At 65.0% G+C, this 14,144-nt stretch carries 14 protein-coding genes; 5 read left to right on the forward strand and 9 right to left on the reverse strand.

Annotated elements, in window-relative coordinates; translation table 11 throughout:
- Positions 1–95: 95 nt before the first annotated feature.
- Positions 96–1,091, forward strand: a complete 996-nt coding sequence (gene dgcA, locus IVA74_RS35415; protein WP_247352060.1) for an N-acetyl-D-Glu racemase DgcA — start codon at positions 96–98, stop codon at positions 1,089–1,091.
- Here the strand turns inward: dgcA and IVA74_RS35420 are convergent.
- Positions 1,061–2,257: a major facilitator superfamily domain-containing protein 6 gene (locus IVA74_RS35420; protein ID WP_247352062.1), complete on the reverse strand. Its 1,197-nt coding sequence runs from the start codon at positions 2,255–2,257 to the stop codon at positions 1,061–1,063. The genes dgcA and IVA74_RS35420 overlap by 31 nt on opposite strands.
- Before the next feature lie 75 nt (positions 2,258–2,332).
- Between IVA74_RS35420 and IVA74_RS35425 the strand changes: the two genes are divergently transcribed.
- Positions 2,333–3,712, forward strand: coding sequence for a hypothetical protein (locus tag IVA74_RS35425; protein ID WP_247352064.1), 1,380 nt, complete (start codon positions 2,333–2,335; stop codon positions 3,710–3,712).
- 291 nt (positions 3,713–4,003) lie between these two features.
- Here the strand turns inward: IVA74_RS35425 and IVA74_RS35430 are convergent, their stop codons facing one another.
- Together IVA74_RS35430 and IVA74_RS35435 are read right to left on the reverse strand one after the other, a co-directional pair.
- Positions 4,004–4,363, reverse strand: coding sequence for a hypothetical protein (locus tag IVA74_RS35430; protein WP_247352190.1), 360 nt, complete (start codon positions 4,361–4,363; stop codon positions 4,004–4,006).
- 99 nt (positions 4,364–4,462) lie between these two features.
- Positions 4,463–4,906, reverse strand: a complete 444-nt coding sequence (locus IVA74_RS35435) for an RbsD/FucU domain-containing protein (protein ID WP_247352066.1) — start codon at positions 4,904–4,906, stop codon at positions 4,463–4,465.
- A gap of 201 nt (positions 4,907–5,107) precedes the next feature.
- Here IVA74_RS35435 and IVA74_RS35440 point away from each other — a divergent pair, with 201 nt between their 5' ends.
- Complete coding sequence (locus IVA74_RS35440; protein WP_247352067.1) at positions 5,108–6,727, forward strand: caspase family protein; 1,620 nt, start codon at positions 5,108–5,110, stop codon at positions 6,725–6,727.
- 239 nt (positions 6,728–6,966) lie between these two features.
- On the opposite strand, the gene IVA74_RS35445 is transcribed toward IVA74_RS35440, so the two are convergent.
- The 4 genes from IVA74_RS35445 to thiD form a co-directional block, all read right to left on the reverse strand.
- Complete coding sequence (locus tag IVA74_RS35445; RefSeq protein WP_247352069.1) at positions 6,967–7,950, reverse strand: threonine/serine dehydratase; 984 nt, start codon at positions 7,948–7,950, stop codon at positions 6,967–6,969.
- Positions 7,951–8,013: 63 nt separating this feature from the next.
- Entirely contained in the window at positions 8,014–9,057 is a 1,044-nt protein-coding gene (locus tag IVA74_RS35450; protein ID WP_247352071.1) for a glycosyltransferase family 1 protein, read from the reverse strand.
- 13 nt (positions 9,058–9,070) lie between these two features.
- Positions 9,071–9,883, reverse strand: coding sequence for a UDP-2,3-diacylglucosamine diphosphatase (locus IVA74_RS35455; RefSeq protein WP_247352073.1), 813 nt, complete (start codon positions 9,881–9,883; stop codon positions 9,071–9,073).
- A gap of 205 nt (positions 9,884–10,088) precedes the next feature.
- Entirely contained in the window at positions 10,089–10,889 is an 801-nt protein-coding gene (thiD, locus tag IVA74_RS35460) for a bifunctional hydroxymethylpyrimidine kinase/phosphomethylpyrimidine kinase (RefSeq protein WP_247352075.1), read from the reverse strand.
- 130 nt (positions 10,890–11,019) lie between these two features.
- Here thiD and IVA74_RS35465 point away from each other — a divergent pair, with 130 nt between their 5' ends.
- Positions 11,020–11,265 (forward strand): Lrp/AsnC family transcriptional regulator, encoded by a 246-nt coding sequence (locus IVA74_RS35465; protein WP_247352077.1) that lies wholly within the window; start codon positions 11,020–11,022, stop codon positions 11,263–11,265.
- Here IVA74_RS35465 and IVA74_RS35470 read toward each other — a convergent pair.
- Positions 11,262–12,188: a cytochrome c gene (locus tag IVA74_RS35470; RefSeq protein WP_247352080.1), complete on the reverse strand. Its 927-nt coding sequence runs from the start codon at positions 12,186–12,188 to the stop codon at positions 11,262–11,264. The two genes, IVA74_RS35465 and IVA74_RS35470, sit on opposite strands and share 4 nt — an antisense overlap.
- Positions 12,189–12,344: 156 nt before the next feature.
- Here IVA74_RS35470 and IVA74_RS35475 point away from each other — a divergent pair, with 156 nt between their 5' ends.
- Entirely contained in the window at positions 12,345–12,761 is a 417-nt protein-coding gene (locus tag IVA74_RS35475; RefSeq protein ID WP_247352082.1) for a CHRD domain-containing protein, read from the forward strand.
- 80 nt (positions 12,762–12,841) lie between these two features.
- On the opposite strand, the gene IVA74_RS35480 is transcribed toward IVA74_RS35475, so the two are convergent.
- Positions 12,842–14,137 carry a cystathionine gamma-synthase family protein gene (locus IVA74_RS35480; protein ID WP_247352084.1) on the reverse strand — a complete coding sequence of 432 codons (1,296 nt, stop codon included), beginning with the start codon at positions 14,135–14,137 and terminating at the stop codon, positions 12,842–12,844.
- Positions 14,138–14,144: the final 7 nt, after the last annotated feature.

A 14,144-nucleotide genomic window follows, 5' to 3' on the forward strand; every position in this document is an offset into this window, starting at 1 on the left:
TTGCGCACGCGCCCTTACCCAGAGAAGGTGTCCCCGACTGGTTAACCTTAGTTGCTAGAGGTAACTAGCAGGTTCAGATTTCGCCAGAGTTCAAAATGACTTCCAGCAAAGTTCCGGCCCTGGCCGCGCGAATCGAGCGCTTTCCCATCGCGGGCAGTTTCACCATCAGCCGGGGCGCCAAGACCGAGGCCGTAACCGTCGTGGCCGAGGTGAGCCGGGACGGCCTGATCGGCCGCGGCGAATGCGTGCCCTATCCCCGCTACGGCGAAACGCCCGAGGTAACCCTAGCCGCCATCCAGGCCATGCAGGAGGCCGTGGCGAGCGGACTCACCCGGCGGACCCTGCAAGCCGCCATGCCGCCCGGTGCGGCCCGCAATGCCCTGGATTGCGCCCTGATCGATCTGGAAGCCAAGGCGGCGGGGCTGCGGGCCTGGAGCCTGCTCGACCGCCCGGTGCCGGGCGAGCGCACCACGGCCTACACGATCTCGCTGGGCACCCCCGAGGCCATGGCGGCGGCGACCGCCAAAGCGGCGCACCGGCCGCTGCTCAAGATCAAGCTCGGCGGTGACGGCGACGGGGAGCGGATCGCGGCGGTGCGCAAGGCGGCCCCCGAATCCGAGCTGATCGTGGACGCAAACGAGGCCTGGACCGAGGCCAATCTGGAGCACAATCTCGCGGCCTGCGAGGCCGCCGGCGTCACCCTGGTCGAGCAGCCGCTACCGGCCGGCAAGGACGACGCGCTGGCGCGGATCAAACGGCCGCTCGCGGTCTGCGCCGACGAGAGCGTGCATGACCGCCACTCGCTCGCACCCTTGCGTGAGCGCTACGACGCCGTGAACATCAAGCTCGACAAGACCGGCGGCCTCACCGAGGCGCTGGCGATGGCCGATGCCGCGCAGGCGCTCGGCTTCGAGATCATGATCGGCTGCATGGTCGCAACCTCGCTGTCGATGGCGCCTGCAATGCTGGTGACGCCGCAGGCCCGCTTCGTCGATCTCGACGGCCCGCTGCTGCTGGCGCGCGACCGCGATCATGGTCTTCGGTATGACGACAGTCTGGTCTATCCGCCGGATTCTTCGCTCTGGGGATGAGCTCTCAGCCGGTGCCGCGCCGACCAGATCAGAAGTGCACCGGCGCCGGCCATCGCAGCCATGACGTAATACAGGCCGTCGCCGATGCGGGCGTAGATCGCGCCTGACGCGATCGAGGTGGTCGCACCCAGCAGCCCGTTGCACGCGGCGTAGTAGCCCTGCCCCCGCGCGATCTGATGCGACGGCACGCGCTGCACCAGGAGATTCATGGTGCCGAGGATGGTCATCCCGAAGGTCAGGCCGTGGCCGAGCTGTACGACCGCGAGCAGCGCAAGCGGCGGATCGTGCGCGGTGACGACCCAGCGCACCACCGCGCTCGCGCCCCCGATCGCCATGAGCGAGGACGGGTGCAGCGAGAAGCGCGGCGACAGCGCGAACACGATGATCTCGGCGATGACGCCCAGCGTCCAGAGGCCCGCGATCGTCAGCCCGCCGAGGCCCTGGGCCTGCCAGTTGATGGCCGAGAACGTATAGTAGGCGACGTGACTGCCCTGGATCAGCGCGGCGGAAACGATGATGGCCCAGAAGCCGGCATCGTGCAGCAGCGCCTTGCCGGCGCGCGCCGCTGTCGTCCTTCGCCTGACATCGTCGAGCGGCTGCAGCAAAAGGCTGGCGGCGACCGCAACAACGGTCCAAGCGACGATGACCCAGATCAGATCGCGCGCCGCGATGTGGTCTACGAGATAGCCGCAGGCGAGCGAGCCGGCGGCGAATGCTGCCGAGCCCCACAGCCGCACCGGTCCGTAGTCGAGCCCGTAACGGGCGACACCGCGCAGCGCATAGGCGTCGGTCAGCGGGGTCGTCGGCGTCCACATCATGCAGGTCAGCGCGTAGATCAGGAACAGCGCCAGCGGCTGCCCCTGCAGGCCGACGGCTGTAAATCCGATCGCCGTCGCCAGCACGGAGACCATGATGCCGGCGCGAATGGCATGTCGCTTTTCGGCAAGGGCCGTGATTTGCGGCAGCGTGGTGAAGCGCGTGATCGCCGGCAGCGCGTTGATGAGGCCGATCCAGGCCGCGTCGATGCCGATCGCCTTCAGCCAGACCGGAAAGAACGGCAGATGCGTACCCGACACCGCGAACACGGCCGAGTAGAACACGGCGAGGCTCACGGCGAATCGCCGCTTCTGAGATACCGCGATGGGGATTTGTGATTCGGGTGCCATCAAACCAATTGCGATTCGGTCGATATCGTGGTGATCGTTACTGTAACGCGCCGTGATTTGCGCGACGAGATTGACATGGCCAACGAAGCATTCGCCCTCTCGCCTATGTCTGCCCGCGCGGCCGAGCCGAACGAGCAGGATTACGACGCGATCCGCGAAGCCTTCATGGAGACCGCGCGCGGCCGCTGGTTCCTCGGTGAATACGCCAAGCGCAACCGCAATGCGGACACCCGCATGGTGCTCGACGCGGTCGCGAAAATCGAAGAAACCCTTGCGACACAGCGCCAACCCGTCGTCGAGGACCGCCTGCCCGAGGCGCTGGTCGCAATCCGGCACGCGATCCGCGAAGCCGAGACGATCGCAATCGCGGCCCTCGATCCCGCGGCGATCGAGGCGAGCCTCGCGCCGATCCCGCGCGGCCTCCGCATCATCAAGGAGATCTCCTGGCGCTGGCGCGAGATCGGCGCCGATGGGCGAATCTGCGACCTTATTGATTCGCAGCTTGCCTCCATCGAGGCGGCCTGCGCGCAAGTTTCGACCATCGACCCCCGTACCGACCTCAAGGCCGCATTCGATCTGCTCATGGACCGGATCGACCAGATCGACGGCGACGCAACGCCGCAGGCTGCGCACCCCTCGCCGGCCGCGGTGCAGGACGCGCCGTCGTCCGCGGCGGAAGCTCCGCTTGCGGAGGTCGCGCCTGCCGCAATGGCCAGCGAAGCAGCCGTGGCTTTTGCGGAGGCGCCGCAGGACATAGCAGCGATCGAGCCCGAAGCAGCCGTGGAAGCGGCCGGCGTCGCTGAAGCCTTCTCCGTTGCCGAGCAGGCGATGGACGCCGCCCTGGAGCCGGAGATCGTCGCCGAGAGCCAGACCGCGCCTGAAGCCGCCGCTTTTGAAGAGCCGGCCGCTGAGCCCGCCGCCTTCGCCGAGGTGACGGACGAATTTTCGCTCGACGCCGCCGCGGAAGCCGAGCACGAGGCCATACTCGAGGCCATCGCACTGGAGATGGCCGCGCCCGATCCGGAGTTCGACGAGATCATCGAGCCGGTCGAGATGGAAGCGGCCATTCCGGAGCAGGTGGTTGCGGAGGCCGCAGCGCCCATTGCAGCCGAGATGCCGGAGCCGATCGGACTTGAGCCCGCCGCTCCGCCGGTCGTGGAGGAGCCCATAGAGGAAGCGCCGATCGCGATGGAATCGCTTGCGCGCCTCACCAACGCCATTGCGGAAGCCGCCGCCGAAGTGATGGAGCAGCCGGCGTCGGCCATGGCAGCCGCCGCGACATTCGGCGCAGCGCCGAGCACGACGCTGCCGATGCCCTCGCCGGTCCCGGAAGCCTCACTCGGCGCCACCATCCTCGCCAGCGGCATCCTGCAAAAGCCCCGCGCCGCCGCAAACGATCCCATGGCGCCGATCCGCCGCATGACCCAGGCCGAGAAGATCGCGTTCTTCTCGTAAGGGGACGCGGCATGCTCCGTCTCGTGTCCCGGACAAGCGAAGCGCAGATCCGGGACCCAGGAGCCACAGCTTCCGTCGCAACGTGGGCCCCGGCTCTGCAGCGCACCGTCGAAGAGACGCTGCGCTGCGTCCGGGGCACGAGAGCGGAGTGAGGAGAACACTCTCTCCTCAACGTCATTGCGAGTTGGGACCGGCATTGAGGAGCCGGCGAAGCAATCCAGATTGTCACCGCGGAAAGACTCTGGACTGCTTCGCTACGCCGCTACGCTAGGAATGACGGATGATCAGCGATCACCCGCAATTCCACACCGCGCCGATCGGTGTCCGCGTCCAGCACGGCCCAAAACTGCCGCCATTGTAGCGGCCGCCGCCAAAGCCGGGCCGGCCGAAATAGCGCCACTCGCCGTCCCAGCCGTAATATTGGGGGACCGGATCGATGTACCAATGGCGCCGGTCGCTGCGCGACATCCGCCGCATCGCTTCCTTCTGCTTATAGAGCGGAACGCTGTTGCTGAGCGGCTGGCGATAGCCCGGCAGGAAGCCGTAGCCATGCCAGGCTTGCTTGGGACGCTTTTGAATTGACGCGGCCGGCGCGACAGCCGGCAGCAGCGACAGGATGACAGCAACAGACAGACACATAAGGCGCGACATGGATTGACGATAGACAGTCGAGTCCGGGAACGCCATTCAAATTCGAGTGCCAAGCTATTTGCACGATCGCGCACCAATCGGGATGGTCGGAGCATTCCCCTAGCTGACCACACCCTTCCTGATCAGGAAGCATCCGTAACCCCTGCTGTCGCCGACCTGCACGACGCCAAAGCTCGCTGCCGCTGCCCGGTAAAAATCCGGCCGCGCGAGTTTTCCGGGCGTGACGGGGCGGCCGACGGCGCGTTCGATCTCGGCCAGCACCACACGCTGTACGTCGGGGACGCGGTCGGGATCGTCGACCGGCACCATCACGCGCACCGGATCGGGATCGAAATCGTCGAGCGGGTAGACTGACATGATGGCGCGGATCGCGGTCTCCATGGTCATGCCCGGCAACTGGATCAGGCGCTGCGACGCCGTGCTCTGCGCGATGCGGGTTGCCGGGTGATTGGCATCGACGAAAACGAGGTCGTCGCCGTGGCCCATGGCCGCGAGCAGCCAGAGCAGGTCGGGCGTGAGGATGGGATCAATCGACTTCAACATGTGACGGCATTTCCTTGAAAAGCATGTCATCGCCGGCGACCCGGCCCGGCCGGACACCGGCCGCTCACCCTAGCAGGTTCCAAGCGTGATTCAGATCACGTAGGCCACAATGGTGATCGCGATCACGGACCAAAGGCTCGAACGCGGCCAAGCTTCCTCGCAACCAATCTCGTATCGAGATCAGTGCCAGAGGAGCACACCATGTTCCCCCTAAAGCCTTTCCTGATGACTGCGGGCCTCGTGGGAAGCCTGTTCGGCTTCGCCTGCGGCCCTGTTTCCGCGCAAGTCGCCCCGGTCGAGCCGGCTCCCACCGCGCTGCAAGGCCCTGAGCAGCGGGTCGCGCTGGTGATCGGCAATTCGAACTACCAGAACGCGCCGCAGCTCGCCAACCCCGACAATGACGCGGAGTCGATGGCGAAGTTCCTGAACTCGGCCGGCTTCGAAGTGGTCGCCGCGACCGACCTGACTCAGAACGACATGCTTCGCGTGGTGCAGGACTTCTCCGCCAAAGTGTCAGCGCGCGGTCCGAACACCGTGGCGATGGTCTATTACGCCGGTCACGGCGTGCAGCTCGCCGGCGAGAATTACCTCGTTCCCGTCGATGCCAAGGTCTCGAGTCAGACCGAGCTGGTCAATAATTCGGTGCGTCTGGTCGACGTGATGTCGACGCTGGAGACGATCCCGAGCCGCATGCGCATCGTCATCCTCGACGCCTGCCGCAACAACCCCTTCCCCAACGTCAACGACGCCGGCCGCGGCTTGGCCATCGTCGATGCCCCGAACGGCTCGATCGTCGGCTACTCGACCGCGCCAGGCGCCGAAGCGCAGGACGGCATCGGCGGCCACAGCCCCTACACGCAAGCCTTCCTCAACGTTGCGCGCGAGCCCAACGTCCCGATCGAGCAGCTGTTCAAGCGCGTGCGCCTCGAAGTGAACCAGACCACCAGCGGCGCACAGATCCCCTGGGAGAGCTCGTCGCTGACCTCTGACTTCACCTTCTTCGGCGACACCGCTGTTGCCGCCAACCGCGCGCCGGTGAATGCGCCGGTCGTGCAGATGGCCTCCAACCTGCCGAGCCGCTCGACGCGCCAGGCCTATGACTACGTCGTGTCCGAAGCCCGTCCGGAGTACTATCAGGAGTTCATCACGATGTATCCGCACGACCCGCTGTGCGATCACGTCCGCTGGCTGCTCAACAACCTGCTGCTCTCGCAGGCCTGGCACAAGGCGGTGCTCGCGAACTCGCCGCTCGGCTACAAGAACTTCTACGACAGCTACGGCAACACGCCCTATGCGCAGGTCGCGCTGAAGCTCCAGATGCAGCCGAAGCAGATCCCCTTGATGCAGGCGACCAAGTTCCTGGCGCCGCAGAACATCAACCCGACCTTCAAGATCGGCAATCTCGGCCAGCCCAAATACATGCCGCTGCAGGGCAATGGTGGGTCGCAGATCAACGGCAATCTGCCGATCGTGCAGAAGCCGGGCGACAACAACGGCATCGGCAAGCTCGGCAATGGCGGCACTGCCAACGGCGCTCCTGGCAAGATCGTGAGCATGCCGGTGAATGTCGGCAAGGGCGGCACGAACGTCGGTGCGAAGCCGGTCACAGTTCAAACCCAGAACAATCCGATCCGCATCAACAACGGCGCGAAGATCAACAACAACCCGGTGAACAAGGTGCAGATCCAGAACAACTCCCACCCGCAGTTCAACACGACCAACCGGATCGGCAATGGCGGCAGCAACAATTTTCGCCAGTCGATGAACCAGAGCCAGGGCAACAACGGTGGTGGCAACAATCGCCGGAGCTTCGTGCACTGATCGCGCGGAGAAGAAGGTGCGCTCCCTCCCCCGCTTGCGGGGGAGGGTTGGGGAGAGGGTGCTTCCGCACAGAGACTCCCCAAGAGGAAACAGCCCCCACCCGGCGCTTCGCGCCGACCTCCCCCGCAAGCGGGAGAGGTTGCACCGAGCAAGCGGCAAGTTCGAATCCACCAACGAAAATACAGAAAGGGGCAGAGCGGCAACGCTCTGCCCCTTCTTCATATGAGACGATTAGAAAATCAGGCCACCAGCTCCGCGAACAGATCGGCATCGACATTGCCGCCGGAGAGCACGATGACGACGTTCTTGCCGGCAACATCAAGACGCCCCGCAAGCAGCGCGGCCAATCCTACCGCTCCGCCCGGCTCGACCACGAGCTTCAGCTCGCGATAGGCGAATGCGACGGCCGCGCCAACTTCCTTGTCCGACGCGGTCACGCCGCGCGCGAGCAGCTTGCTGTTGATCGCAAACGTCATCTCGCCTGGGATCAGGGCCATCAGCGCATCGCAGATGGTGCGGCCTGCCGGCCCGTGCGGCTCGCGATGACCTGCGGTCAGCGAAAGGCCGTGATCGTCGAACGACTCGGGCTCGGCGACGACGATTTGGGCCAGCGGATAGCGCGCCTTTACTGCCGTCGCGACGCCCGCGATCAGGCCACCGCCGGAGGCCGGCGCGACCACGATGTCAGGGGCGAGACCGAGCGCTGCCATGTCTTCCGCAATCTCGCGACCGGCAGTGCCTTGGCCTGCGATCACGAAGGGATCGTCATAGGGCCTGACCAGCGTTGCGCCGCGCTTCTCGGCGATGCCGCGCGAGATCGCCTCGCGGTCGTCGCGATCGCGGTCGTACAGCACGACCTCGGCGCCATAGGATTTGGTGCGCTCGCGCTTGGACAGCGGCGCATCCGCGGGCATCACGATAGTCGCCTGCATGTCGAGGATTTTTGCCGCCGCCGCCACACCCTGGGCATGGTTGCCGGAGGAGAACGCGACCACGCCACCGGCGCGCTTGTCCTGCGGGATCGAGGCGACCTTGTTGAAAGCACCGCGAAACTTGAACGAACCGGTGCGCTGGAGCATCTCCGGCTTCAGGAACACCTTCGCGCCGACGCGCTCGTTGAGCACGGGAAAGGACAGCAGCGGGGTGCGGACCGCGAAGGGCGCGATCACGCGCGCTGCGGCATCGATATCGGCAGGGCCGATCGGGAGGAGCTGTTCGGTCATAGCCGACCATATCGCGGCTATCGAGGCGCGGGCAAGACACCTCCACGCGAGGATTTCTTCCGCTCAGGCGACGAAGCGCGCCGGCTCCGCCCCGTTCCGGCCCGGCAGCACCGCGCCGACCGCCAAAATGCTGTCGATAAAATCCCGGGCCGAGGCTTCCCAGGTGTAGTTGGAGGCGAATTCGACACAGTCCTGCCGGGAGATGTCGAGCGCGGCGAAGCAGGCGCTGCGCAGATCGTGATCGAGCGCCCCGACTGGCGCATCGCCGATCACGTCGCGGGGCCCCTTCACCGGGAACGCCGCAACCGGCAGGCCGCTTGCGAGCGCTTCGAGCAGGACAAGGCCAAAAGTGTCGGTCTTGCTCGGAAACACGAAGACGTCGGCGGCCGCGTAGATATCCGCCAATTCCTCGCCGTGCTTTTCGCCGAGGAAAATCGCGTCCGGATACGCCTCCTCCAGCGCGACACGCGCCGGACCGTCGCCGACGATCACCTTGGTGCCGGGCAAATCGAGGTCAAGGAATGCCTCGAGGTTCTTCTCCACCGCAACCCGGCCGACCGAGAGGAACACCGGTGCCGGCAAGCAGAGATCGATCGCGCGAGGATGGAACAAATGGGTGTCGACGCCGCGGGGCCACAGCACCACATTGTCGAAGCCGCGGTCGGTCAGCTCGCTGGCGAGCGCAGGCGTCGCCGCCATCACGGCGCGGCTGGGGCTGTGGAATCGGCGCAGAGCCCGCCAGATCAGCGAGCCCGGCACCGGCACGCGCGCGCGGACATATTCGGGAAAGCGGGTGTGGAAGCTGGTCGTGAAGGGCAGCTTGCGCTGGCGGCAATAGCGGCGGACCATGAGGCCGATCGGACCTTCTGTCGCAATGTGGATGCTGTCCGGGCGCGCCTCTTCGATCAGCTTCGCGATCCGTGCCGGGCGCGGCATGGCCAGCCGCACGTCACGATAGCTCGGCATCGCAAAGGTGCGGAACGATTGCGGCGTCAGGAACGCGAATTCGACGCCGAGGCTTTTGGCGGCGTCAGTAAGCTTGGTCAGCGTCCGAACCACACCGTTGACTTGCAGGTGCCAGGCGTCGGTCGCGACCAGGATGCGCATCAGGCTGCCCTTGTTATGCAGCTTTGGCTGCGACCTGCGGGATCTGTGCCGGCTTCTCGGCCTGGTCCGCCCAGGTGATGATCTCGAAACGGCCGTCGTCGTGCTCGACCAGCGCCGTGCAGCTCTCGACCCAGTCGCCGCAATTCATGTAGCGGATGCCGCCCTCGTCGCGGATCACGGCGTAGTGGATGTGGCCGCAGATCACGCCGGCGGCGTCGTGGCGCCGCGCCTCGGCGGCGAGCGCCTGCTCGAACGCGCCGATATAGTTGACGGCGTTCTTGACCTTTTGCTTGGCCCATTGCGACAGCGACCAATAGGGCACTTTGAACATGCGCCGGAAGAAATTGACGAAGCGATTCATCTGGATCGCGAAGTCGTAAGCCTTGTCGCCGAGATGGGCGAGCCAGCGCGCGTTCTGCACCACGAGGTCGAAGATGTCGCCGTGGATGACGAGATAGCGCTTGCCGTCCGCGCCGGTGTGGACAGTGTTCTCGACGACGTCGATGCCGCCGAAATGCGTGCCGTAATAGTTACGAAGGAACTCGTCGTGATTGCCGGGGATGTAGATGACCTTGGCGCCCTTGCGCGCCTTGCGCAAAAGCTTCTGGACCAGGTCGTTATGCGATTGCGGCCAATGCCAGCTCGATTTCAGCGCCCAGCCGTCGACGATGTCGCCGACGAGATAGATCGTGTCTGCATCATGGAAACGCAGGAAGTCGAGCAGAAGGTCGGCTTGAGAACCGCGGGCTCCGAGATGAACGTCGGAGATGAACAACGTGCGAAAGCGCCGCTCAGGGCTCTCGTCACTCACATCGTAACTTCCCATGCGACAGCCTGTAACAATGTCCCGTGACAGGGGGATGACCAATTGAACCTTTGACGCACCCTCGGATACGAATCGCGCCTTGCCTCGCCCTCCCCGCGAATATCAGTCGCATGCGACAATCAGGCGACATCACGCCGCAGCAACCTCCGCAAGAACCCGGAACTGCTGGCTGGATGGGTTAACGGCCGCGCGCTCGCGGCCGGTCTCAGTAAAATCTGTGGAAATGATGGATCGGCCCGTGGCCGTGGCCGACGCTGAAGCGGTCGGCGGCCGCGATCGCCGCGCTGATCCAGGCCTTGGCGTTGCGCACGGCGCGCTCGAGATCCTCGCCTCTGGCCAGCCCGGCGGCGACCGCCGACGACAGCGAGCAGCCTGTGCCATGAGTGTTGCTTGTGGCCACGCGCGGCGCGGCGAGCGCGATCGTGGTCTTGGCATCGACGAGATAGTCGATGCTCTCGGGGCCCTCGCCGTGCCCGCCCTTGATCAGGACCGCACGGCAGCCCAACGCCAGCAGCCGGCGCCCCTGGCTCTCGATCTCGGCCTCGCTAGTCGCAACCGGCTCGTCGAGCAGAGCCGCAGCTTCCGGCAGATTGGGCGTGATCACCGAGGCCAGCGGCATCAGTTTGATGCTCAGGGCGTCGATGGCTTCGGACGCGAGCAGGCGATCACCCGATGTCGCCACCATCACGGGATCGAGCACGATGTGTTGGGGCTTCCAGCGCGACAGTGCGGCCGCGATCGCATCGATGCTGGCGGCCTGCGCCACCATGCCGATCTTGACCGCGCCGACCTCGAGATCGGAAAACACCGCGTCGATCTGCGCGGTGACGAACTCGGCCGGCACGGCGTGAATGCCGGTAACGCCGCGCGTGTTCTGCGCCGTCAGCGCCGTGATGGCGGAAGCGCCGAAGACACCGAGCGCGGCAAAGGTCTTCAGGTCTGCCTGGATGCCGGCCCCGCCGCTCGAATCGGAGCCGGCGATGGTGAGCGCCACGGGGGTCGTCATGGGCCGACTTTCCGCTTCCTGGGGACCATGGCCCCTCCTAGCGCGCATATACGGAGGCAGCAAGTTCGCTTGCCAAATCCGGCCGGTTTTGGCCTATTAGCCGGTCAGATATGCCTTCGGAGTGACTGCAATGGTTCCTTTTTTCGTCCAGATCAAATGCAAGCTCGGCCAATCCTATGTGGTCGCCAATGCGCTTGCCGAAGCCGAGATCGCCTCCGAGATCTATTCCACGGCCGGTCAATACGACCTGCTGGTGAAGTTCTACGTCGACAACGACACCGATATCGGCCACTTCGTCAACGAGAAGGTGCAGGTGCTGCCGGGCATCCAGGACACCCTGACCATCATCACCTTCAAGGCGTTTGGCGCGACCTAACTTCCTTCTTTACGCTTCGGTCGCGGCGGACCGTCCACCGACGGCAGCGATTTGAGATAGTCCGCCATCGCCGCGCGATCCTCGTCCGGCAATTGCGAGGTGTTCTTGATCACCCGCGTCATCGCACCGCCGACGCTGTCGCCGTCGGGGAGTTCGCCGGTCTTCAGGAGATAGGCAATATCCTTCGCGCTCCACTCCCCAAGGCCCTTCTGCGTGATGTTGGGCACCCAGCCCTCGCCTTCCGGATTGGGCCCGCCGGCGAAGCGTTCTCCGGCGATGATGCCGCCAAGCGCATTGCGCGGGCTGTGGCATTCCGCGCAATGGCCAAAACTGTTGACGAGATAGGCGCCACGATTCCATTGCGGCGACTTCGCGCTGTCGGCGACGAAAGGCTTACCGTCCATAAACAAAAGTTTCCAGATGCCGACGTTGCGCCGGATGTCGAAGGGAAAGCGCACATCGTGGTCGCGCACCTTGCCTGCAACGGCCGGCAGCGTTTTCAGATAGGCAAAGAGATCAAGCACGTCCTCGCGCCTGGCATGCTGATACGAGGTATAGGGAAAGGCCGGAAAATAATGCTGTCCGTCGGGCGAGACCCCGTGCATCACCGCGTTGACGAATTCAGCGTCGCTCCATTTGCCGGTACCGTCGCTCGGATCGGGGGAGATGTTCGGCGCGTAGAATGTTCCGAACGGCGACTTGATCGCGACGCCGCCGCCGAGCCTGAGACGATCGGGCTGGTCGGGGACGGCATGGCATGAGGCGCAGCCGCCGGCGTTGAACATCACCTCGCCATTGGCAAGATCAGGCACGCGGGCAGCCGCGGTGCCGGCGGCCGCCACCACCGGCGCGCTGAGCCACCAATAGACGCCGGCTGCAGCGAGTGCGGCGAGCAGCGCCACGGAGATTGTTCGTCGCAACATACGGTCCCTTCGTGCATCGCCGCGAACCTTATGACCGATGTCTTCGTCGCTCCAACCACGAAGAATTTAGCCCACCGCGGCCTGAAACGGGAATAAACTGAAATGCCGGCTGTTGGAAGTTTGGCAGCCCAAACGGGTTCAGCAGGGAGAAGAGTCATGAACAAGACCGTCATCGCCGTGTCAGTGCTCGGCGCCGTTGCCTTTGCGGGTTCGGCCAGCGCGGAAAAGCTGAAAGCAACGCTCGACGCCAAGTCCGAGGTGCCCGCAACGACCAGCAGCGGCACCGGAACGGCCGATCTGGACTACGACGCCGCCAGCAAGAAGCTGTCCTGGAAGGTCACCTATTCCGGCCTGTCCGGCCCCGCCACCGCCGCCCATTTCCACGGACCCGCCGAGGCCGGCAAGAACGCCGGCGTCGCGGTCCCGATCCCCGGCGCCGCCAAGAGCCCGGCGGAGGGCTCGGCGACACTGACCGACGCGCAGGCCGCCGATCTGCTCGCCGGCAAGCTCTACGTCAACATCCACACCGCGGCCAATCCGGGCGGAGAGATCCGCGGTCAGGTGATGAAGTAACCTTTCGCACTGTCCGACAAAAGGGCGGCTGCTTACGCAACCGCCCTTTTCGATTCACGGAGCCCGCGCTGGCGCATGCGTCACACGTCCGGTTCGGCCGCATTCAACGCCTGCGCGAGGTCGGCGATCAGGTCCGAGGGGTGTTCGATGCCGATCGACAGCCGGATCGTGGAATCGAGGACGCCGATTTTCCGGCGGATATCGGCGGGAACGCCGGAATGGGTCATGGTGGCAGGCAGGCTCGCAAGCGACTCCGTTCCACCAAGGCTCACCGCCAGCTTGAGGATCTGCAGCGCGTTGAGGAATTTCATGGCCGCCGCCTTGCCGCCGATGATGTCGAACGAGAACGTGGATCCCGCCCCTGAGCATTGCCGCGCGAACACAAGTCCGGCCGGCGAAGCCGCTTCGTGATGACCGAGATAGTGGACCTTGGCCACTTTGGGATGATCGCGCAGATAGTCGGCCACGAGGCGCGCATTCGCATCGGCCTTTTCCATCCGCAGGCTCAGCGTCTCGAGCGACCGATTGATCATCCAGCAGGAATGCGGATCGAGCTGGGTGCCGATGGCGCCCCGGAGCGCCTTGATGCCTTTCACGACCGCCTTCGCGCCGAGCGCGGCGCCCGCGATCAGGTCTGAATGACCGCCGACATATTTCGTGAGCGAGTACAAGGAAATATCCGCGCCGTGCTCGATCGGCCGCTGAAACACCGGTCCGAGCAGCGTATTGTCGCAGGCGATGATCGGAACGTGTCCTTGCTTCTTTCCGATGACGTCGGCGACACGGCGCATCATCGCGACGTCGACCAGCCCGTTGGTCGGGTTGGCCGGGGTTTCGATCAGGATCATCGAGACCCGGCCCTTGCCCATGGCCTCTTCCGCGGCCTGGCTGACCACAGCTTCGTCAACACCATCGGCGAAGCCGACGGCGCCGATCGACAGACGCGCAAGCGTATTCGTCAGCAGGGTTTCCGTCCCGCCATAGAGCGGCTGGGAGTGCAGAATGACATCGCCAGGGCGGACGAAAGCCAGGATCGTGGTTGCGATGGCCGCCATGCCCGATGAGAACAGCGCACAGCTCTCGGTGCGCTCGTAGATCGCGAGCCTGTCCTCGACGATTTCGCTGTTGGGATGATTGAAGCGCGAATAGACCAGGCCCGCACCCATCCCTTCCGGCGGCTCGCGCCGGCCGGAGACGAAATCGAAGAAGTCCTGCCCATCCTCGGCCGTCTTGAACACGAAGGTGGAGGTCAGGAAAACCGGTGGCTTGACGGCGCCTTCCGACAATTGCGGATCATAGCCATAGGTCAGCATCAGCGTTTCGGGATGCAGCATATGGTTGCCGATGTGCGTCTTCGACGGGAACGGTTTCACCATGGCTTGT

The organism is Bradyrhizobium sp. 132, from assembly GCF_023074185.1.
Lineage (GTDB): Bacteria > Pseudomonadota > Alphaproteobacteria > Rhizobiales > Xanthobacteraceae > Bradyrhizobium.

Bases quoted from the DNA above. Each gene is read 5' to 3' on its own strand.
- dgcA (WP_247352060.1), top strand. From the start codon at position 96: ATGACTTCCAGCAAAGTTCCGGCCCTGGCCGCGCGAATCGAGCGCTTT.
- IVA74_RS35420 (WP_247352062.1), bottom strand. From the start codon at position 2,257: ATGGCACCCGAATCACAAATCCCCATCGCGGTATCTCAGAAGCGGCGA.
- IVA74_RS35425 (WP_247352064.1), top strand. From the start codon at position 2,333: ATGGCCAACGAAGCATTCGCCCTCTCGCCTATGTCTGCCCGCGCGGCC.
- IVA74_RS35430 (WP_247352190.1), bottom strand. From the start codon at position 4,363: ATGTCGCGCCTTATGTGTCTGTCTGTTGCTGTCATCCTGTCGCTGCTG.
- IVA74_RS35435 (WP_247352066.1), bottom strand. From the start codon at position 4,906: ATGTTGAAGTCGATTGATCCCATCCTCACGCCCGACCTGCTCTGGCTG.
- IVA74_RS35440 (WP_247352067.1), top strand. From the start codon at position 5,108: ATGTTCCCCCTAAAGCCTTTCCTGATGACTGCGGGCCTCGTGGGAAGC.
- IVA74_RS35445 (WP_247352069.1), bottom strand. From the start codon at position 7,950: ATGACCGAACAGCTCCTCCCGATCGGCCCTGCCGATATCGATGCCGCA.
- IVA74_RS35450 (WP_247352071.1), bottom strand. From the start codon at position 9,057: ATGCGCATCCTGGTCGCGACCGACGCCTGGCACCTGCAAGTCAACGGT.
- IVA74_RS35455 (WP_247352073.1), bottom strand. From the start codon at position 9,883: ATGGGAAGTTACGATGTGAGTGACGAGAGCCCTGAGCGGCGCTTTCGC.
- thiD (WP_247352075.1), bottom strand. From the start codon at position 10,889: ATGACGACCCCCGTGGCGCTCACCATCGCCGGCTCCGATTCGAGCGGC.
- IVA74_RS35465 (WP_247352077.1), top strand. From the start codon at position 11,020: ATGGTTCCTTTTTTCGTCCAGATCAAATGCAAGCTCGGCCAATCCTAT.
- IVA74_RS35470 (WP_247352080.1), bottom strand. From the start codon at position 12,188: ATGTTGCGACGAACAATCTCCGTGGCGCTGCTCGCCGCACTCGCTGCA.
- IVA74_RS35475 (WP_247352082.1), top strand. From the start codon at position 12,345: ATGAACAAGACCGTCATCGCCGTGTCAGTGCTCGGCGCCGTTGCCTTT.
- IVA74_RS35480 (WP_247352084.1), bottom strand. From the start codon at position 14,137: ATGGTGAAACCGTTCCCGTCGAAGACGCACATCGGCAACCATATGCTG.